Genomic DNA, 20,468 nt, shown 5'->3' with positions numbered 1-20,468 from the left:
GACCGCATGAGCAGTCACGACCCGCATCTTCGCACGCCTTCCGGCAAGCCGCGCCTGCGCTCCTTCGGCATCGCGCTCGACGGCACGCCAGGCCGTTTCAACGCCATCACCGACGTTCCAGGCGTGTCGGTGGGCTACACGACGCTGATTTCCGGCGATGGTCCGCTGCGTGTCGGCAACGGACCGGTGCGCACCGGCGTCACCGCGATCCTGCCAGGGCCGGTTCAGGAACTCGCGACGCCGGTTTTCGCCGGCGTGTTCAGCCAGAACGGCAATGGCGAGCTGACAGGAACGCATATCATCGAGGAGACCGGCGCCTTCAACTTCCCGGTCACCATCACCAACACGCATTCCTGCGGCGTCACCCGCGACGCCACGCTGCGCTGGATGCACAAGGTGCTGCCAGCCGCGCTCGACACAGGCTGGGGCCTGCCGGTGGCGGCCGAGACCTATGACGGCTTCCTCAACGACATCAATGGCCATCATGTGAGCGTGGAGCATGTCGTCGCCGCGCTCGACAGGGCCCGCGGCGGCGCGATCGAGGAAGGCAGCGTCGGCGGCGGCACCGGGATGATCACCTTCGGCTTCAAGGCCGGATCAGGCACCGCCTCGCGCATCGTCGAATGGCAAGACAAGCGCTACACGCTGGGTGTCTTCGTGCAGTCGAATTTCGGCAAGAGGCACAATTTCACCATTCGCGGCCGGCGCATCGGGCAGGAGCTTGTCGACCCGGCGATCCGCGAGGCGACGGCGCGCGCCGAAAAGGGTTCGATCATCGCCGTGGTCGCCACCGACGCCCCGTTCCTGCCGCATCAGATGAAGCGGCTCGCCCGGCGCGTGCCGCTCGGCATCGCCATGACCGGCGGCTATGGCTACCACAGTTCGGGCGATATCTTTCTGGCGTTCTCAACCGCCAATCCGGAGGCGGCGCTTGGCGCTTCCGGGCGCATCGGACGCGCGGAGTTCATCCCCGATGTCGACATCGATCCGTTCTTCGACGCGGTCGTGCAAGGCGTCGAGGAGGCGATCCTCAACGCGCTCACCGCCAATGAGGACATGACGGGACGCGACGGCAATTTCGTGCCGGCGCTGCCGAAGGGTTGGCTAAAGGAGAAATTCGGCTAAGAAATACCGTCTGCCCGCGCCGGCACGTTTTCACTCCGCCGGCGTGTCGGGCTTGGCTTCGCTATTGCCCTCTTCGGCGGCTTCCTCGAGGCGCGACGCGATCAGTTCCTGGATGTCGCCGACCTCTTCCTGGATGTCCTCGAGGAGAATGCCTGCCTCGGCGGCTTTGGCGCAGCACTCCTTGGCGAGAGTCTCGGCCTGCTCGATCTGGATCGGCGAATGCTGGCATTGGACTTTCTCGCCAATCCATCCGCGCAAGAACTCGATCGCATGTTCACTCATACTGCTTCTTCCCTGGCGGCAAAGCCGGTTGGTAGCCATGAACGTCCGCACCCTGCAAAGGATGCATGCCCCATTCGAACCGAGTCGCCCCCGACCGGCAAGACATCTTGGCCATGAGACAAGACATCTTGGCCATGAGACGCAGAGCCGCAGGAATGGAAGGGTTCGAGGTGCACGTTCAGATCATTGAGAATGATGGAATGGTGGGCCGGGATCGACAGAAGGCCGTCGTCGTTGTTTTTGCTTGCCTTTTTCTAACTTCGACAGCGCATTTGCATCACAAACCGTATCGCGGCTTCCCGGTCAACGCTGCCCCGGCCCGAGCCGGAGCAGGCGCTATATAGTGGCATCCTCTTGCAATGTCGACTCGGGGCTCCGCCGTCCGGGCGGCTACCTCCCCAAAAGGTTGGTTCGACGGTCCTCAGATGCGTCAGCATGCCAGCGCTGGCGCGTTCGGAGTCGCGCGCCAGCAACACATCCAGGACGAGTTGGTGCTCGCTGGAGACTGAGAGCGAAACCTAAGGATTATTTTGACGTGAACGGCCCGGAAAGATGATGGTTGCGCAGCAAGGTAGAGAGCCGGTTCGCCGCCTCGGCGAAGAATTCGCCTTCCGAAGAGAGCAGCGCCTCCCGCTCTTCCACGGATGCAGCCAGGAGACGCTCCCAGAATCCGGCCACGACAGCGCCCGCACCGGCCAAGTCGGCGGCAACCGCCTGGTCCGCGGCGAGTGCCGCGAGGTGCCGAGGCGTAATGCCGCCGATACCGGGAGGGACTTTCGCCCCCATATCGACGAAACCCGGAGGCAGCGAGCCTTTCAGATTGGTAACCTGACGCTCGGTGATGACCGCATGGATCTGATCGACCGCCTGCCTGGCGCCCGCGACGCGAGACGGGTGATCGGTGTCGGCCGCGGCATGGGGGAGAAGTTCCAGACGCGGGCTATAGGCTTCGACCAGTTTGAGATAGGGCAGCATTGGTCCCGAAAGCGTGCCGCCGTCCCTGAACAGGTCCGCATCGATCGCCGCATGGGAAACGCGCCCTGACGCCAGCGCGCGCTCCAGCGCTGCAACATCGACCAGCTCGCCGCGATCATAGTTGATAAGCACGGCGCCGCGGTTGAGGAGGGAGAGGACTTCATCTCCAATCAATCCGGCATTGGCGTATCGTTGCGCGCCGGGATCGAAAGCACCGAGGCCAAGGTGGACTGAAAGCGCGTCGGCGCCGCGCGCCGCGTCTTCCATGGTTGCGGCGTAGTCGAAGCCTTCCAGCTCGATCCATTTTTGGTGACGGGGCCGCGCATGAATGGCGACCCGCATGCCGAAGGCCTGGCCGAGCCTGGCGAATTCCCGGCCGATATTGCCATAGCCGATCACCGCCAGTCTTTTGCCTTCGAGCTTCTCGGTCGGGTAATGGCGCAGGTCCTTTCCCGTATCGAACTGCCCGCCGGCAACGAGGGCGTTGAGCTTGTCAACTGGAAGGTCAGGCCTGACTTTCAGCAGCGCCTTCATGGCCATCTGCGCGGTGGCGCGGCTGTTGATGCCGGGCGTGTTCATCAGCGGCGCTTCGCCGCCTTCTCCGCTGCCGCCGCCCCAGGATGCCGAGCCCATATTGCCGGTGCCGGCGCCGATGCGCACCCCGCCGAGCCGGAACCTGGTCTCGGCCGGAATGAACGTCGCGGCGGCGATGACGGCGTCGTAGCGGCCGTCGCCGGCCTCGGCCAGCAATTCGTCGCGCGTGCTCAATTGCGGCTGGTAGAAGAAATGCAGCTTGCCGGGGTCAAGCGCGCCGGCCTTGGCGATGCCTGTCTGGTGGAACACGCCCCCCTTGGCTTCGATGTAGGCCTTGACCTCGCTATGGTCGGGATTGCCATCGGCCCCAAACCGGAGGCCGACAAAATCGCAGATCAGAATATTGGCCGATGTCATGATGCGTCGTTTCCCTGCAACTATCTCCAGCTACTCCAATCCGTTATGCGATGGAGCAACGTGAAACGGCATATCCGGGTCGCAAGCGAGAGATTTGCCGCAGGAGTCTAGAGTCTGTCGGCTCTGAACGGCGACAGACCGACCATCGGTTGGTCGGCCGGAAAGCCGGCCGGATTGGATAATCTCGGGTTCCGCTGCCGTCGAAGAACAGCCACTCTTCGACAGATGAACGATTGGAATCGTTGTGTACTTGGAGCGGTGCGCCTTCCGTCTGGAATCGGCCACCTGCTCCAAGTCTTTCTGCGTCCCGAAGATCCTAAAGCGCGTCGCGATTTTTCAGATAGCCCCATGCGCTTTAGGTTTTTGATTCCCGAAACCGGTTGCCACTTTCGGGAGACATGCTTTACCCGTGCCGGATTTCCGTGCCGAGCACTTTCAGGCATTCCCGGATGAAGGCGGCGAGAGCCGTCCAGCCCTTGGCCGAAACCATCGTGCCGTCGACATAAGCCTCCGTCGGAGACAGGTCGATATAGGTGCCGCCGGCGAGCGTCACTTCCGGCTCGCAGGCCGCCAGCGCACCGACCTTCTTGCCGCGTACGACGCCATCGACCGCGATCAGGATCTGCACGCCGTGGCAGATGGTGAAGATCGGTTTCTTCGTTTCGTGGAAATGACGCACCATCGCCTGAATGCGCTTGTCGGTGCGGATGTATTCTGGTCCGCGGCCGCCGGCGCAATAGACGGCGTCGTACTGATCGAGCTGCTTCTCCGCGTCGGCGAACGTCTTGTTGATCAGGGCATAGTGGCCGAGCTTCTCGGTATAGGTCTGGTCGCCCTCGAAATCGTGCAGCGAGGTCTTGATCACGTCCCCGGCATTCTTGTCGGGGCAAACGACGTGCACGGTGTGACCGACGGCTTCCATCGCCTGCTGATAAACAAAGATTTCGTATTCCTCGGTGAACTCACCGGTCAGCATCAGTATCTTCTTGGCTGGCATGACTTGTCCTTTCGGTTACTCGAAGGCGGGCAGGAGGCGGTCCCGCGAATTCTCAATGTGCACGTGCATCGCCTTCTCGGCGGCATGCGCGTCGCCGGCCGCGAAAGCAGCGAGAATCGCCTCATGCTCATCCAGCGCTTCTTCGGTGACGCGCGAGTGGTACATCAGGCGGAAAATGTGGAAGTGCGTATGCTGGTGGTTCAGCGTCTCGCGGATGAGCTCGTTCTGCGCGAACTCCATGATCTTGTCGTGGAAGATCGCGTCCTGCCGCGCGAAATTGGAATAGCGCAGGCGCTCGTCCTTCCCCACCCGCCGCGCCATCACGCCCGCCGCTTCCTGCAACACCGCGAGGCGCTCTTCGTCCAGCGCTGCCGTAGCCTTGGCGGCGGCAGCGGGCTCCAACAGAAGGCGCAGCTCGTAAAGCTCGTCAAACCGGCGCCGGGTGATTTGCGGGGCCGCGCGATAGCCGATCAGGTGGGTCTTGACCACCAGGCCCTCGCCCTCCAAGCGTCCGAGCGCTTCGCGGATAGGCGTGTGTGAAACGTCGAATTCCCTGACGAGGTTGTCGACGGTAATGCGCGATCCGGGTGGAATCTTCAGCGACATCAACTGCGCGAAGATTGCTTCGTAAACATCGCCCGCCAAGCTGTTGGCGCGCAGGATGCGGCCGCTTGAGCGAGCTTCGGTTTCAACCGTCAGGTCGGGATTTTCCATCGGTTTCCTCTTGACAGGAGCAAGCCCTAACACGATGCTCCGGTCAATTCAATAGGATATCCTATACGATTTTATAGAGGATACGAACGGATGGGCTAGGAACCTCACTCCGCACTCAACGACGCGAGCAAGAAGCCGACGAAGCACCGGCGTCCGAACTGAAGGCCGCCCCTACCGATGATCACGACGTTTGTTCATCAGTCTCTTTCGAAAGATCTCAGTCCATGACCCTCTTTGCAGCCGCGCGCCTGCCGCGCGAAATCCTCTTCGGCAAGGGCCAGCGCCATGCGCTGCCGGCCATTGCCGGGCGATATGGCCGGCGCGCATTCATCTGCACCGACGAACGGCTCGCCGGCACGCCTGAGTTCATCGAGATGCTCGATGGGCTGAAGGCTGCCGTGATCGACACGCTCGTCCACGACCGCACCTTGCCGGATGTGCCGCGTGACAGCGTCGGCGCCTGTATCGCGGAGGCGAAGGGATTCAGGCCGGACATGGTGATCGGCGTCGGGGGCGGCAGTTGCCTCGACATGGCCAAATGCGCCGGGCTGCTCATCAGCCATGGCGGCAAGCTCCAGGACTATTATGGCGAGTTCAAAGTGCCGGGCCCCACCCTTCCCCTTATCGCTGTGCCGACCACGGCCGGCACGGGTTCCGAAGTCACTCCCGTCGCGGTGATCTCCGACCCGGAGCGGACGCTGAAGGTCGGTATCTCCAGCCCGCATCTCATTGCCGCGGTCGCTCTGTGCGACCCGGACCTGACGGCGACCTGCCCGCCATCACTGACCGCCATCGCCGGCGCCGACGCGCTGACGCATGCGATCGAGGCCTTCACCGCGGCAAGACGCGGCGCCGATGCCGATCTGGCGCAACGCCATGTCTTCGTCGGCAAGAGCGCGCTGACCGATCATTTCGCCCTTCTGGCGATCAGGCTCCTGGGCCGCAGTCTCGAAGCAGCCTATCGCGACGGGTCGAACGAGAATGCACGGGCCGATGTCATGATGGGAGCGTTGGCCGCCGGCTGCGCCTTCGGCACGGCGGGAACCGCCGCCGCCCATGCGGTGCAGTACCCGGTCGGCGCGCTCACCCACACGCCGCATGGCCTGGGCGTCGCCACGATGCTTCCTTATGTGATGCGCTACAACCTGTCGGCGGCAAGCTCGGATATCGCGGAAATCGGCATTGCGCTTGGCCTGCCGCGCCAGGACCGCGATGCCGGTCAGCTGGCCGATGCCACAATCACGGAAGTCGCGCGACTGTTCAACGCCATCGGCATCACCCGGACGCTGGCTGACCTCGGTCTTGCCGAGGACAAGATCGACTGGACGGCGGAACAGGCGCTCGGCATCGACCGGCTGATCAAGAACAATCCCCGCCCCTTCGACCTGCCCGCGATGCAGCGCCTGGTCAGGGCTGCTTACAGCGGCGATATGTCCGCCGTGACGATGTGAGGGACGGAGCCCAAACCCATGAACATTTCGATAGACCTATTCGACCAGGATCCCGACATGACTGAATATGCCGCGTTTTCGCATGGACTCTATATCGGTGGCGAATGGCGCCCCTCCTCGAACGGCCGTGTCATCGAAGTGGTCGATCCATCGACCGAAGCTGTGATCGCCGCGGTCCCGGACGCGACGCTCGCCGACGCCGCGGCAGCGGTCGAGGCGGCGGCACAGGCAGCGACCAGCTGGCGCGAGACCCCGCCGCGCAAGCGGTCGGAGATCCTGAGGCGCTGCTTCGAGCTGATGACCGAACGTGCCGAGACCTTGGCCGCGTTGATTTCGCTGGAGAACGGCAAGGCCCTGCGTGACGCGCGCGGCGAAGTCGCCTATGCGGCCGAGTTCTTCCGCTGGAACGCGGAGGAAGCGGTTCGCATCAGCGGCGAGTTCGGCCTTGCGCCGTCGGGCGCGAACCGGATCGTGGTCGACTTCCAGCCCATCGGCATTTGCGTTCTGATAACACCGTGGAACTTCCCGGCGGCGATGGCCACGCGCAAGATCGCGCCGGCGCTTGCCGCCGGCTGCACCGTCATCCTGAAGCCGGCCAGCGAGACGCCGCTGACGGCCTACGCGCTTGCCGCCCTCTACGAGGAAGCCGGCGTGCCGCCGGGCGTCGTCAACGTCATCACCACCTCGAATCCGGGGCCGGTGATCGCGGCAATGCTGGCCGACGCCCGCGTGCGGAAGCTCTCCTTCACCGGCTCGACCGGCGTCGGCCGCGTGCTTCTCGGCGAGGCGGCGAAGCACGTCATTTCCTGTTCGATGGAACTTGGCGGCAATGCGCCCTTCATCGTGCTCGACGACGCCGATCTGGAAGCGGCGCTCGACGGCGCGATGATCGCCAAGATGCGCAATGCCGGCGAGGCCTGCACGGCGGCCAACAGGCTCTACGTCCAGGCGGGCATTCACGATGCGTTCGCCGAAGGCCTGCGCAAACGCATGGCGGCGCTCGCCATCGGCCCCGGCACGGATTCGGAAACCGAATGCGGGCCGATGATCACCAGGAAAGCCGTGGACAAGATCGATCGGCTCGTCCAGGACGCGGTCGCGCGCGGCGCCAAGATTCTGTGCGGCGGCGCGGTCGCCGAGGGCCGAGGATTTTTCTATCCGCCCACGGTGCTGAGCGACGTGCCGGCCAACGCCGCCATGGCTCATGAGGAGATATTCGGTCCCGTGGCGCCAATCAGCCGCTTCGAGGACGAGGCGGAGGTCATCGCAAAGGCGAACGATACCGAATACGGCCTTGCCGCCTATATCTACACGCGCGATCTTGCGAAAGGCATGCGCATGGCGTCGAAGATCGAGTCCGGCATGATCGCGCTCAATCGCGGCCTGATGTCGGACCCTGCCGCGCCCTTCGGCGGCGTCAAGCAGAGTGGGCTTGGGCGCGAGGGCGGCCAGAAGCACGGCATCGCCGAGTTCATGGAGGCGAAATACATCGCCGTGACGATCTGATGAGACAGATGGCGAAAGATCCATTCCGTATTCGCGACCATGTCCCCGAGTTCGACGACATCGTCGCCGATATCGTCCGGCGCAGCGCCCAGACCAGGGCCAAGGTTCCGATGGCCGCCGACGTGCCTTACGGACCGGACGGCACGGAGACCGTCGACCTGTTCTTCCCGCAGGGCAAACGCGATCACCTGCCGGTGCACATGTTCATTCATGGCGGCTACTGGCGCATGTTCTCCAAGCGCGACTATTCCTACGTAGCGGACACCGTCGCCAACGCCGGAGCGATTGCCGTCATCGTGGATTACGCACTGATGCCGAGCGTGAGAATGGCGACGATCGTCGATCAAATACGCCGCGCGAGGCAATGGATAGACGACCATATCGCGAGCTATGGCGGCGATCCCGACCACCTGACGGTAAGCGGCCATTCCGCGGGGGCGCATCTCGCGACAATGCTCTTTGACGACAACACCCGGCCTTCAGGCATCAAAGGCGCGCTCCTGCTCGGCGGTGTCTACGATCTAAGACCGTTGCAGGAGTCGTTTCTCGCGGCCGAGATCGCGATCACCGACGACGAGGTTGAGCGGTTCTCGCCGATAAATCATCGCTTCGATCCGGACGTGGCGGTTGAGATATCCGTCGGCGCCGAGGAAACGCCGCCCTTCCACAGCCAGGCCGCCACGCTTGCGGAGCGTTTCGAAGGGGAAGGGCTTGCCGTCTCGCCCACAAGCCTTGCAGGGGCCAACCACATGAGCAGCGTCCGCGACCTTGGCTTGGCCGGAACCGGGGCCGCATCATCCCTGGCTCGCCTGCTGGGCGTATGAAGGCCATATCGCCGCCAGCGATAAGAGAGCTTCACGAACGTGATCCGTCAACGTTATGACGCGTCCTGCTCGAGAACTTCCATGGGCGGCGACGTGTAAATCCGGATCGAAAGGTGCGCGATCGCAGTAGACCACTATGATGGAGGAGGATGCAGCGGCCAGAGCGCGCTCTTCGCGCGTTCGTCCCTACCATCCGTTTGCACCAAAATAGGGAGCACAATTTGTGGGGAAAATCGCAAGCAGATGCGAAGCTTACGATCGAACTTCCCAATTTAAATCGAAAAATCAGTTACTTACGCGGGAAGGCGATGGTACCGTTGGCTGGGCTCGAACCAGCGACCCCCAGATCCACAATCTGGTGCTCTAACCAACTGAGCTACAACGGCACATTCCAGGCGAGCGCTATCCAGGAATCCTGAGGATGCGCTCCATCGTTGGCGATGCGTCCAATACGGGCTATCGGATTCTAATTCAAGGCCCTTAATAAGGCAAAGGACGGGTTGTCCTCGTCGCACCTTGCATAAGGCAAAAAGAAAAGGCCGGCGGGAGGAGGTGCCGGCCTTTTCGTGTTACGAGCCAGCGGGAGGAGGTGCTGGCTGGTCACCCCGGAAACAGAGGGAGGAGGTTCCGCTTCCGGGTATCTGGTTATTCAACTCTATCGCATAACTATTTGTCTGACGAAATGCGACGTTTTGATGCATCGCGCAGTTGTGCGCGAAAATTAGGCAGCCTTGACGTCCTTGATCGCCTTCTCGAAGGCACTCTTGACCGGCTTGGCTACATCCTCGACCGCCTTGGTGGCAACGGCCTGGAACTCCTTGGCCTGCTCCACGGCCATTTCGGCGCGCTTGCGCAGGAAAGCGGTCTGCAGCTCGACGACTTCCGAAAGGGTCTTGGCGCCGACCAAGGCCTCAAGGTGCGAGAAGCCGGCTTCGGCATTGGCGCGCAGCGCGGCGATCGCCTTGAGCGAAACGTCGCTGGAGACGGCCTTGGCGGTCTCGTAGGTCGACTCCAGAACCTTCTGGGTCTCCTCGGCACCGGTCTTCAGCTTGGCATAGGCCTCTTTCGACTGCTCGACGCCCTTCTCGGCGAAGGCGCGGATCTGGTCGGTGGCCTTGGACGCGTCGAAGCTCGGGAACTCAACGTTTTCGATGGTCTCGGCAGCGGTCTTAGCGGTGGTCTTGGACATTTTCCAACCTTTTCGGGATAGCGGCTTTGACAGAAAGCCGTCTCGTTCATTCATAGTGGCAATATAGAGGATTTTTTGTGCATTGCAACATCTTTGTTGCACCGCACCATAAGATCTTCCCGTACGTCAACCGTAGCGTCAGCCGCTGGGCCGTTAACCAAGAGCCTAGAGATTTCGGCCTATGCAAGCCAGGGCTTGTGGACCTTCGGACCGCGGGCTTTTATTAACAAAGCGTTAACTGAAATGCCCGCTCCGGAGGGTTGCCCAGCGCATGCCGCCTGAAAACTACTCCTTCCTCGACGTCGCCGTGCTCGACGCGGTGCGCCAGCGCTTTGCCGCTGGCGACGCCCTGGCCATTTTGTCGGCCGACCTCGAGCAGGTGATCTGGGCGAACGGACCGGGGGCGTCGGTGTTCGGCTATCCGGATATCGAGGCGATCATCGGCGCATCGGCGCGGCTGCCGCTGATCGCCAGGCGGCAGATCATGGCGACCAGCGGCTTTCCCGAGATTGGCAGCGACCGTGCCATCACGGTGAGGCTGGCCACCGGCATGGTGAGCCGTGCCGTCGGCTTCCTGGCCAGCGCCGTGACAATGCCGGACGGCGAGAAGGCAATCATGCTGGCGGTGCCGGCGGCGCAGACTAGCTCACGCAGCGCCGGCGAAATCGCCGGCCGCGCCATCGGCGGTTTTACCGAGGCCGGACATTTCATCGCCTTCGTCGACGCGCAAGGCAGCGTCGAAGCGGCCTCGGACGGCTTCGCGGCGCTCGGCATCGAGCCGCGGACCCTGGCTGCGCTGGTTGCGGATGTGGCAAGCAGCGGCGACCGTGTCGTCAAGCGCCTTGTGCCTGGCAGTGGTACTTCCTACCCGGCCGGTTTCGCGCGGCTCACCGACACACGGCATCTGCTGGTGGTGATCGATGAAGACCAGCTCGACGGCGACCAAGAGGAACAGCCGACCGCCGGCCAGGGCGATCGGCCCGAAAGTGAGCAAGTCGCGACGCCAGGCACCGTTGCGGCCACGCTGTCGGGTGAAAGCCTGGCCGCCGAGCCCGAACCCCGGCCGGTCCAGGACAATAGCCCCGCGCCGGCCATGACGGCCGGCGAACAGGCCAAGCTGGTCCCGGAGCCTGCTGAAGGCGATGCACCGACTGACGCTGGAAGCCGGACCGATCATCAGGCGGATGCCGCCGAGCCCAGCCAACAGGCTTCGGACGCCGGCGGCGGCCAGCATGACCATTGGTATTTCAACGCCGGCGACGATGACGCCGGGCAGGTTCAACCGGCAGCGCCGGCGAAGGATGAGCCGAAGGAGGTTGTCGCGGCCGAAGGCCTGCGGCCGGGTGGTGGCGAGACGGCCGCGCGCGAAACCATCATGCCGTCGCGGCCAGCCCTGCCCCGCGGCATCGACCGTTCGGCGCCACCCCTGCGCTTCGTCTGGCGCACCGACGCCGACGGCAAATTCAGCGCGTTGTCGCCCGAATTCGCAGACATCGTCGGCCAGCCCGCCGCCGATGTGATCGGCCGCCGCTTCAAGGACGTCGCCACCATCTTCGGGCTCGACACCTCGGGCGAGATCGCCGGTCTGCTCGAGCGGCGCGACACCTGGTCAGGCCGATCGGTGCTGTGGCCGGTGGCCGGAACCGATCTGAAGATACCGGTCGATCTGGCGGCGCTGCCCGTCTATGGCCGCAGCCGCGCCTTCGAGGGTTTTCGCGGCTTCGGCGTCGCGCGCGCGGCCGACGCCGTGGTCGATCCCGAAGCGCTCGGCATGGCGCTGGTGCCTAATGCCGCGCCTGCCGGGAGCGAGCCGTCGGTCGAGCAGCCAGCCGCGGAGCAGGCGCAACCGGAACAGCCAAAGCCCGCAGATCCGTTCCAGGGCGAAGTGCCGGCGCTGAGCATCGTGCCGAAGCCGGAGCGGCGCTTCGCCGACAAGGTGATAAGGCTGGCCGAGCACCGCCAGCCGGCCAACGACAAGCAGCCGGGCAGCGACACGCCCGCAAGTCAGAAGAGCCTGTCGATCCTTGAGCGCAGCGCCTTCCGCGAGATTGGCGAGCGGCTGCGCAAGGACAATTCCCTGCCCGCCGAGCCGGGCGCCGCCGAAGCCGGCAAGCAGACCGATGCGGTTGTTGCCGGCAAGGACGAGGCAACAGCGAAAGAGCCCGCCGTCGCAACGAAGGCCGAGGCAAACCAGCCAACGACGCTTGAAGAGGCGGCGCACGAGAACCCGGCGCTGGAGGCGACGCCGGCACCCGCGCCGGAAGCCTCGGAAACCTCTGACGCGAAGGCTGATGCGGAGACCGCTGAAGCACAGACCGAGGCGGAAGACCAGGAAGACCTGGCGAGGCTCGACGGTATCGATGACGCCGCCGCGACGGGCGACGCAGGCAAGACGGTGACGCCGGCCGCTTCCGGCTCGCTGCTCAGCTACGCCGATGGTGAGAAATCCGAGGAAGAAGCCGGCGTCGAACCTGCTTCCGAGGACAGCCAGGCAGCGCTCGCCCGGCAGGCGGCCGAGCGTGCCGCTTCCGAGCCGCGGCAGCCGGAGGAACGGCCAGTGACCGAGCCGGTCGCCGAAGAGCCGGCTCGCGATGCGACGGCGGACGATGACAGCATGACCGCCGACGATTTCCGCGATGCGCAAGACAGCGAGGATTGGGCCGGCTCCGACGCCGACGCGGCGACGGCCGCGGAAGAACCCGTAACGCCGGCGCGGCCACGCCTGGACGTGCCGCCACTCAAGCTCGCAGGCTTTGTGCCCTCCGCTTTTTCGACCGGAGAGGAAGCCAAGGCGCCCGATACGTCCATCCTCGCCAGGCTGCCGGTGCCGCTGCTGATCCATTCGGGTGACGAGCTCCATTACGCCAATGACGCCTTCCTCGAACTCACCGGCTACGATGCGCTGGACGACCTCGCGGATGCGGGGGGCCTGGGCGCGTTGTTTGCCGATCCCTATGCCGAGGATGCCGGCGCGGACGAAAGCGACCACTCGCTTAAGCTCAAGAGCCGCCAGGGCCTGGAATTTCCAATCGAAGCCCTGCTTCGCTCGGTGCCATGGCGGGGCGGCAAGGCGCTCATGCTGGTGGTGCGGCGCTCCGGCGAGGACGATGCCGCGCATTTCACCGCCGCCAATGACGAGCCGGCGCTGCAGCCGGACGTGCCGGAATTGAAATCGCGCATCGCCGAGATGCGCACCATCATCGACACCGCCACGGACGGCGTCGTACTGATCGGCCGCGACGGCAACATCCGCTCGATCAGCCGGCCGGCGGAAGCCCTTTTCGGCTTCGACAGCGACGAGGTCGCCGGCAAGCCCTTTGCCTCGCTGTTCGCCATCGAAAGCCAGCGCGCGGCGCGCGACTATCTCGCGGGCCTTTCGGAGCCGGGCGTGGCGAGCGTCTTGAATGACGGCCGCGAGGTCATCGGCCGCGAGGCGCAGGGACGTTTCATCCCGCTGTTCATGACCATCGGCAGGCTGCCGAACGACAGCGGCTTCTGCGCCGTGGTGCGCGACATCACGCAATGGAAGCGGGCCGAGGAAGACCTGACCCAGGCACGCGCGGTTGCCGAGCGCGCGTCCTCGCAGAAGACGGATTTCCTGGCCCGCATCAGCCATGAGATCCGCACGCCGCTCAACGCCATCATCGGCTTTTCCGAGCTGATGGTGGACGAGAAATTCGGTCCGATCGCCAACGACCGCTATCGCGACTACCTGCGCGACATCAACCGGTCAGGCAATCATGTGCTCGACCTCGTCAACGACCTGCTCGATATCTCGAAGATCGAGGCCGGCCAGCAGGAGATGGATTACGAGGCGGTGTCGCTCAACGACACGCTGGCCGAGACGGTGGCGATGATGCAGCCGCAGGCCAATCGTGAGCGCGTCATCATCCGGTCCAGCTTCGCCTCGCGGCTGCCGGAAGTGGTGGCGGATTTGCGAAGCGTGCGCCAGATCGCCCTCAACATCCTGTCCAACGCCATCCGCTATACCCAGGCCGGTGGCCAGGTGATCGTCTCGACCGCTTACGAAGCCTCAGGCGATGTCGTCATGCGCGTGCGCGATACCGGCATCGGCATGACCCCGGCCGAGATCGAGCAGGCGCTGAAGCCGTTCAAGCAGATCAATGCGCTGAAGCGCGGACGCGGCGACGGCACTGGCCTCGGCCTGCCCCTCACCAAGGCCATGGTGGAGGCGAACCGAGCCCGCTTCGCCATCACCTCGACGCCGGGCGAAGGAACCCTGGTCGAGGTCGTCTTCCCGTCGACCCGCGTGCTTGCCGAATAAGATCGTCTCGGTTCCAAAGAAAAAGGCGTCCGGGAGGACGCCTTGAGAAATGGGATGCTGTCACAACGGGGGCTTGAACTGAACCTCAGGGGACGAGGAACGGGATTTCTCCCTCAAGTTACACGCGACTATCGAGGTCGTCCCTTAACAAGTCCTTACCGGACCTCGGAAAAGTTTACGAATGTGTACCACCCGTGAAATCTAGGTAAATTCGCCGTACCGATTTCGTTAACCATGCCATCCGTCAGCCCGCCAGCTGCGGCAGGTCGCGGAACAGCTCCAGCGCTTCCGGGTTTGCAAGCGCTTCCTTGTTCTTCACGGCACGGCCGTGGACCACGTCGCGCACCGCGAGTTCGGTGATCTTGCCGGACTTGGTGCGCGGGATGTCGGTGACGGCGACGATCCTGGCCGGCACGTGACGCGGGCTGGCGCCGGTGCGGATCCTGGCGCGGATGCGCTTTTCCAGATCCTCGTCCAGGGTCACGCCGGCGGCCAGCCGCACGAACAGCACGACACGGACGTCATTGTCGAAATCCTGGCCGATGCAGAGCGCCTCGAGGATTTCCGGCATCTGTTCGACCTGGTTGTAGATCTCGGCCGTGCCGATCCGGACCCCGCCCGGATTGAGCGTCGCATCCGAACGGCCATGGATGATCATGCCGCCATGCGCCGTCCATTCGGCGAAGTCGCCATGGCACCAGACATTGTCGAAACGCTCGAAATAGGCGGCGTGATACTTCTTGCCCTCGGGGTCGTTCCAGAAGCCGATCGGCATCGACGGGAAGGCCTTGGTGCAGACAAGCTCGCCCTTCTCCTGCCGGATCGGCTTGCCGTCGTCGTCCCAGACGTCGACAGCGAGTCCGAGACCAGGTCCCTGGATTTCCCCGCTCCAGACCGGCTCGGTCGGCACGCCGAGCACGAAACAGGACACGATGTCGGTGCCTCCCGAGATCGAGGCCAGATGCACGTCCTTCTTAATGCCGTCATAGACGAAGCGGAAATCCTCCGGCGACAGCGGCGAGCCGGTGGAGGAGACGGTGCGCACGCTGGACAGATCGTGGCTCGCGATCGGCTTGAGCCCTGCCTTGCGAACGGAATCGATGAACTTCGCCGAGGTGCCGAAATAGGTCATCTGCTCGGCGTCGGCGAAATCGAACAGCACATTGCCGTCGGGGTAGAATGGGGAGCCGTCATAGAGCAAAAGCGAAGCGCCCGAGGCGAGGCCCGAGACCAGCCAATTCCACATCATCCAGCCGCAGGTGGTGAAATAGAACAGACGGTCGCCGTCGAGCAGGCCGGCATGCAGGCGATGCTCCTTGACATGCTGGATCAGCGTGCCGCCGGCCGAGTGCACAATGCATTTCGGTATGCCGGTCGTGCCCGAGGAAAACAAGATGTAGAGCGGATGCGCGAAAGGCAGCCGCTCGAAGCTGACCGTCCTGGCGGCGAATGGCGAGAGCGCTTCCTCGAGCGCGGTCGCCTTGTCGATGGTGGCGGCCACGTCGGCCGAGGTGCCGAGATAATCGACGATCAGCACCTTGCGCAGTATGGTGAGCTTGGCCGCCACGGCGCGGACCTTGTCGGCCACCTCGATCGCCTTGCCGTTGTACCAATAGCCGTCCGGCGCGATGAAGACGACCGGTTCGATCTGGCCGAAGCGGTCGAGCACGCCCTGCTCGCCGAAATCGGGAGAGCAGGACGACCATACCGCGCCGATCGAGCTCGCCGCCAGCATCGCGGCGATGGTGTCTGGCATGTTCGGCATCATGGCGGCGATGCGGTCGCCGGCCTTGACGCCGAGCGACAGGAAAAGCTGCTGCAGCCGCGAGGTCAGCGCGTGAAGCTCGTTCCAGGATAGCCGGCGCTCGACCTTGTCCTCGCCGCGAAAGACGATGGCAGGACCGCCGCCGGTCTTCTGCAAAAGGTTCTCGGCAAAGTTCAACTTGGCGTCAGGAAAGAAAGCCGCGCCGGGCATCCGCTCGCCGTCGATGAGGCCCCGCTCGCCTCTGTCGCCGACAAGCCCGCAGAAATCCCAGACCAGGCTCCAGAAAGCTTCTCGATCCTCGATCGACCAGCGGTGAAGTTCCGCGTAGCTGGAGAAAGCCTCCCCGGCCTTCGCTGCCGCGGCCTTCATGAACGCGGTTAACGGCGCTGCGTCGATCCGCTCCTGCGTCGGGGTCCACAAAGGTGTGTCGGCGGTCATGATCGCTCCTCCCAAAGCGCGTCGCGAACGAGCCAGTTAAGCTCAACATCGCCTATGCCATCGTTCCAAAAACGGCGCGCAACCGTGGACCGGGGTCGTACGGTCGCTTATGCATATTGCAGCGCAGCAGAGCAAGATTTTGTTCGCGCGACCCATGGCTGTCCCTGCGCAAATGCCATCGCAAGGCCATAAAGACTTGAAAAGCGTCGGCGCTCGGTTACACCGTCGGGCGATTTTGTCGGCAATAGAAGCATACGGGGCGAAATGCCATCATCTTTGATCCGGCGCGGGGTGTGGGCGATCGGCGTTGCCGTGCTCGTCATCGCGCTCGCGGTCGCGGCGCTGCCGCTGATTGCCTCGACCCGCATCGTGCGGGACCGCATCGCCTGGGAATTGAGCGCCTGGAGCGGCTTCAGGGTCACGATCGACGGCTCGCCGCGCATCGAGGTTTGGCCGAAGTTCCGGGCCATCCTCAGCGACGTGACCCTGTCGCAATGGACAGAGACCGACGCGCCGCCGGTGGTCGAGGCCGATCGCGTGGAGGTCGATCTCTCAGCCATGGCCGCCTTGCAGGGCGACGTCGCCTTCTCGACCGCAAGGCTGGTGCGCCCGACGATCAGGGTGCAGCGCATGTCGAACGGCTTCTATCTGCCACCGCTTCCGACCGGGGGCCGCATCACGCGCTCGATCGATACCGCGCGCGGTGTGGTCGCCGCCAACCCGCAGAAGCCCGACCTCGGCAGATTGCCTTCCGATCCGTTCGGCACCGTCGAGTTCCGCGATGGCCGCGTCGTGACGACGGCCGACGGCAAGGACACCGAAATCCTGAGCAGCCTGAGCGGCCAGGTGAACTGGGAGGCGATGAACAGTGATGCATCGCTGACCGCGACCGGAATCTGGCGCGGCGAGACCGTGCAGCTCGATTTCTCCTCGGCGAAGCCGCTGGTGCTGTTTGCCGGAGGCGCGGCGCCTGTCACCCTCTCCTTCAAGGCGGCACCAGCGACATTCTCCTTCGACGGAACGGCCTCGATGTCGGACAATGCCTATCTGGATGGCCAGGCGAAGTTCGCCGCCCCGTCGCTGCGGCGCGTGCTGGAGTGGTCGCAGGCCGGCCTCGCGCCGGGCGCCGCGATCGGGGCGGTCTCGGTCGCCAGCAAGGTGAACGCCTCGGCGGGGCGCGCGAAATTCGAGAACACGACCGTCACGCTGAACAACAATCCGGGCATGGGAGCGCTGGATTTCTCCTTCGCCGAAGGGCGCCCGGTGATCGCCGGCACGCTCGCCTTCGATACGCTGGATCTAAGATCTTTCCTGTCGGCCTTCACGCCCGTCGCGCCCACCAGCGAGGCCGGCCCAGGCGACATCGACACCAGCTTCGCCGACCGCATCAACCTCGACCTCAGGCTGTCAGCGGCGCATGCCATGGCGGGACCGGTGCAGCTCGCCGACGTCGCGGCGACCGCGCAGGTCAAGAACGGTCTTGCCGTCTTCGACATATCCGACGCGTCGGCCTTCAACGGCACCATCCAGAGCAGCCTGCGCTTCGACCGCAAGCCTGAGGGCACGCAGGTGGAGCTGCGGCTCCTGGCGTCGGATGTGGATACGGGAGCCTTTGCCACCGCGGCGGGAATGACGCGGCTGGTGCCGGCCGGCACCGGCACGGTGTCGGTCATCCTCAAGGGACCGGGCAAGGCGTGGAATTCGATCTTTGAGAATGCCGACGGATCGTTCTCGGCGACGTTCGGGCCGGGCACGCTCAACGGGCTCGACCTGCCGGCCTTCCTCAAGCGCAACCAGCAAGGCGGCTTCTTCGCGCTTGACGACGTCGCCAATGGTTCCCTGCCGATCGACGGCGCCGAGATCAAGGCAAGCATATCGAAGGGCGTAGCGCGCCTCGACAAGGCCGAGATCAATGCGCAGAAATACAAGATCTGGCTGTCGGGCATCGCCTCCTATGTCGGACGTGGGCTGGCGCTCTCGGGCGGCGTGATGCCCAGCGGACAGCCCGCACAGCAGCCCCAGCAGGCCAACGGCCAGGCGGCCAATCCGCCTCCCGCAGTGCCGAACCAGTCGCTGTTCTTCGTCGGCGGCAACTGGAGCGCGCCGTTCATCTCGCCGATCGCTCCCGGCGTTTCAGGCCAGTAAAATTCGGGGGCGCGAAGAGCGCCCCCGCCAGTTAAATTTAGCCGCGTTGCGCGGCCTGCTCGTCGAGCTGGCGCTGGATCTCGCGACGCTTGTTGGCGATCGAGGCGATGATGACGCCGACAGCCACGACCGCGATCAGGATGGTGCAGGCGGCGTTGATTTCCGGCGTCACGCCGAGACGCACCTGGCTGTAGATCTTCATCGGCAGCGTGGTGGCGCCCGGGCCCGAGGAGAAGCTCGCGATGACCAGATCGTCGAGCGAGAGCGTGAAAGCCAGCATCCAGCCGGAGATGATCGCCGGCAGGATGACCGGCAAGGTGATCTGGAAGAAGGTCTTCACCGGGGGCGCGCCGAGATCCATCGCCGCCTCCTCCAGCGAGCGATCGAACGAGACCAGCCGCGACTGCACGACGACGGCGACGAAGCACATGGTGAAGGTGATGTGCGCGAGCGTGACCGTGAAGAAGCCGCGGTCGAGCCCGACGGCGACGAAGAGCAAGAGCAGCGACAGGCCCGTGATGACCTCCGGCATGACCAGCGGCGCGAAGACCATGCCCGAGAACAGCACCCGGCCCCGGAAGCGCGTGTAGCGCGTCAGCGTGATGGCGGCGAGCGTGCCGAGCACGGTCGCCACCGTCGCCGAGATGACGCCCACGCGCGCCGTCACCCAGGTGGCGTCCATCAGGCCCTGATTGTGGAATAGCGACACGTACCACTTGGTCGAGAAGCCGCCCCAGACGGTGACGAGCTTCGATTCGTTGAAGGAAAAGACGATCAGAAGCACGATCGGCAGATAGAGGAAGGCAAAGCCCAGCACGATCGAGGTGATGTTGAAGCGGCTCCAGGTCGAGTTCATCTGCCCTGCTCCTGTGCCTTTGCTTGCGCCTGCTGGAAGAACATGATCGGGATGATCAGGACCAAGAGCAGGATGACGGCCACCGCCGAGGAGACCGGCCAGTCGCGGTTGGAGAAGAATTCGTTCCAGAGCGTCTTGCCGATCATCAGCGTCTGCGAGCCGCCGAGAAGGTCGGGGATGACGAACTCGCCGACGGCCGGGATGAACACCAGCAGGCAGCCGGCGACTACGCCGGGCAGCGACAGCGGGAAGGTGATCTTCCAGAAGGCGCCGATCGGCGGGCAGCCGAGATCCTCCGCGGCCTCGACCAGCGAATAGTCCATCTTTTCAAGCGACGAATAGAGCGGCAGCACCATGAAGGGCAGGTAGGAATAGACGATGCCGATGAAGATCGCCGTGTAGGTGTTCAGGATCACCAGCGGCTGGCTGATGATGTGCAGCGACGTCAGCAACTGATTGAGCAACCCTTCGGGCTTGAGGATGCCGATCCAGGCATAGACGCGGATCAGGAACGATGTCCAGAAGGGCAGGATCACCAGCATCAGCAGGGTCGGACGGATCGTCGCCGGCGCACGCGCCATGCCATAGGCGATCGGATAGCCGACGATCAGGGTGAGTATCGTCGAGATCCCCGCGATGACCAGGCTCGTCACATAGGCGTTGAAATAGAGCGCATCCTGGGTGAGCCAGGTGTAGTTATCGAAGTTGAGCTCGCGGAAGCCGGCGAGGAATCCTGAGATGCCGTCGCTGAAGTCGAGCACCGGCGTATAGGGCGGCATAGAGATCGCCGTCTGCGACAGCGAGATCTTGAAGACGATGATGAAGGGAACGAGGAAGAAGAACAGCAGCCAGAGATAGGGGATGATGATGACGAGGCGGTTGACGAAGCCTTTCGCCAGCCTCGCCGGCAGTGTCGTGGTTTGCGTCAATGGGGCGGCAGTCGCTGCGATATCGGTCATCTCAGC

At 64.1% G+C, this 20,468-nt stretch carries 14 protein-coding genes and 1 tRNA gene; 6 read left to right on the top strand and 9 right to left on the bottom strand.

Annotation, left to right across the window (positions count from 1 at the left end; all coding sequences use genetic code 11):
* Positions 1-6 precede the first annotated feature (6 nt).
* Positions 7-1,125 carry a P1 family peptidase gene (locus tag EJ068_RS23400; protein ID WP_127252891.1) on the top strand — a complete coding sequence of 373 codons (1,119 nt, stop codon included), beginning with the start codon at positions 7-9 and terminating at the stop codon, positions 1,123-1,125.
* 30 nt (positions 1,126-1,155) lie between these two features.
* On the opposite strand, the gene EJ068_RS23395 is transcribed toward EJ068_RS23400, so the two are convergent.
* From EJ068_RS23395 to EJ068_RS23375, 4 genes are all read right to left on the bottom strand, one after another.
* Positions 1,156-1,407: a DUF768 domain-containing protein gene (locus EJ068_RS23395; RefSeq protein ID WP_126062491.1), complete on the bottom strand. Its 252-nt coding sequence runs from the start codon at positions 1,405-1,407 to the stop codon at positions 1,156-1,158.
* A gap of 525 nt (positions 1,408-1,932) precedes the next feature.
* Complete coding sequence (locus EJ068_RS23385) at positions 1,933-3,333, bottom strand: NAD(P)-dependent oxidoreductase (RefSeq protein WP_127252890.1); 1,401 nt, start codon at positions 3,331-3,333, stop codon at positions 1,933-1,935.
* A 403-nt stretch (positions 3,334-3,736) separates the two neighbouring features.
* Complete coding sequence (locus EJ068_RS23380; RefSeq protein WP_112130067.1) at positions 3,737-4,330, bottom strand: DJ-1/PfpI family protein; 594 nt, start codon at positions 4,328-4,330, stop codon at positions 3,737-3,739.
* 15 nt (positions 4,331-4,345) lie between these two features.
* Positions 4,346-5,044 carry a GntR family transcriptional regulator gene (locus EJ068_RS23375; protein WP_127252889.1) on the bottom strand — a complete coding sequence of 233 codons (699 nt, stop codon included), beginning with the start codon at positions 5,042-5,044 and terminating at the stop codon, positions 4,346-4,348.
* A 224-nt stretch (positions 5,045-5,268) separates the two neighbouring features.
* Between EJ068_RS23375 and EJ068_RS23370 the strand changes: the two genes are divergently transcribed.
* The 3 genes from EJ068_RS23370 (at position 5,269) to EJ068_RS23360 (ending at position 8,825) form a co-directional block, all read left to right on the top strand.
* Entirely contained in the window at positions 5,269-6,495 is a 1,227-nt protein-coding gene (locus EJ068_RS23370) for an iron-containing alcohol dehydrogenase (RefSeq protein WP_127252888.1), read from the top strand.
* 18 nt (positions 6,496-6,513) lie between these two features.
* The gene (locus EJ068_RS23365; protein WP_129554895.1) at positions 6,514-8,001 is read left to right on the top strand and encodes an NAD-dependent succinate-semialdehyde dehydrogenase; all 1,488 of its coding nucleotides are present in this window, start codon (positions 6,514-6,516) and stop codon (positions 7,999-8,001) included.
* A gap of 110 nt (positions 8,002-8,111) precedes the next feature.
* On the top strand, positions 8,112-8,825 hold the full coding sequence (locus tag EJ068_RS23360) for an alpha/beta hydrolase (protein ID WP_348628736.1): 714 nt from the start codon (positions 8,112-8,114) through the stop codon (positions 8,823-8,825).
* Positions 8,826-9,134: 309 nt separating this feature from the next.
* Here the strand turns inward: EJ068_RS23360 and EJ068_RS23355 are convergent.
* Both EJ068_RS23355 and EJ068_RS23350 read right to left on the bottom strand, forming a co-directional pair.
* Positions 9,135-9,211 (bottom strand) — tRNA-His (locus tag EJ068_RS23355).
* A 335-nt stretch (positions 9,212-9,546) separates the two neighbouring features.
* Entirely contained in the window at positions 9,547-10,014 is a 468-nt protein-coding gene (locus EJ068_RS23350) for a phasin (protein ID WP_127252885.1), read from the bottom strand.
* 271 nt (positions 10,015-10,285) lie between these two features.
* On the opposite strand from EJ068_RS23350, the gene EJ068_RS23345 reads away from it, so the two are divergent.
* On the top strand, positions 10,286-14,299 hold the full coding sequence (locus EJ068_RS23345) for a PAS domain S-box protein (protein ID WP_128314576.1): 4,014 nt from the start codon (positions 10,286-10,288) through the stop codon (positions 14,297-14,299).
* 244 nt (positions 14,300-14,543) lie between these two features.
* Here the strand turns inward: EJ068_RS23345 and EJ068_RS23340 are convergent, their stop codons facing one another.
* A complete protein-coding gene (locus EJ068_RS23340) occupies positions 14,544-16,502 on the bottom strand; it encodes an acetoacetate--CoA ligase (RefSeq protein ID WP_127252959.1) in 1,959 nt (652 codons plus the stop codon).
* 264 nt (positions 16,503-16,766) lie between these two features.
* Between EJ068_RS23340 and EJ068_RS23335 the strand changes: the two genes are divergently transcribed.
* Positions 16,767-18,647 carry an AsmA family protein gene (locus EJ068_RS23335; RefSeq protein WP_127252958.1) on the top strand — a complete coding sequence of 627 codons (1,881 nt, stop codon included), beginning with the start codon at positions 16,767-16,769 and terminating at the stop codon, positions 18,645-18,647.
* Between the two features lie 37 nt (positions 18,648-18,684).
* Here EJ068_RS23335 and EJ068_RS23330 read toward each other — a convergent pair whose 3' ends face one another.
* Positions 18,685-19,503, bottom strand: coding sequence for an ABC transporter permease subunit (locus EJ068_RS23330; protein ID WP_042640957.1), 819 nt, complete (start codon positions 19,501-19,503; stop codon positions 18,685-18,687).
* Complete coding sequence (locus EJ068_RS23325) at positions 19,500-20,462, bottom strand: ABC transporter permease subunit (RefSeq protein WP_127252957.1); 963 nt, start codon at positions 20,460-20,462, stop codon at positions 19,500-19,502. Before EJ068_RS23325 ends, EJ068_RS23330 begins: the two co-directional genes overlap by 4 nt.
* Between the last annotated feature and the right edge of the window lie 6 nt (positions 20,463-20,468).

Source organism: Mesorhizobium sp. M2A.F.Ca.ET.043.02.1.1 (assembly GCF_003952405.1).
Taxonomy (GTDB): Bacteria; Pseudomonadota; Alphaproteobacteria; order Rhizobiales; family Rhizobiaceae; genus Mesorhizobium.
This window is presented reverse-complemented; position numbering and strand designations above follow the sequence as displayed.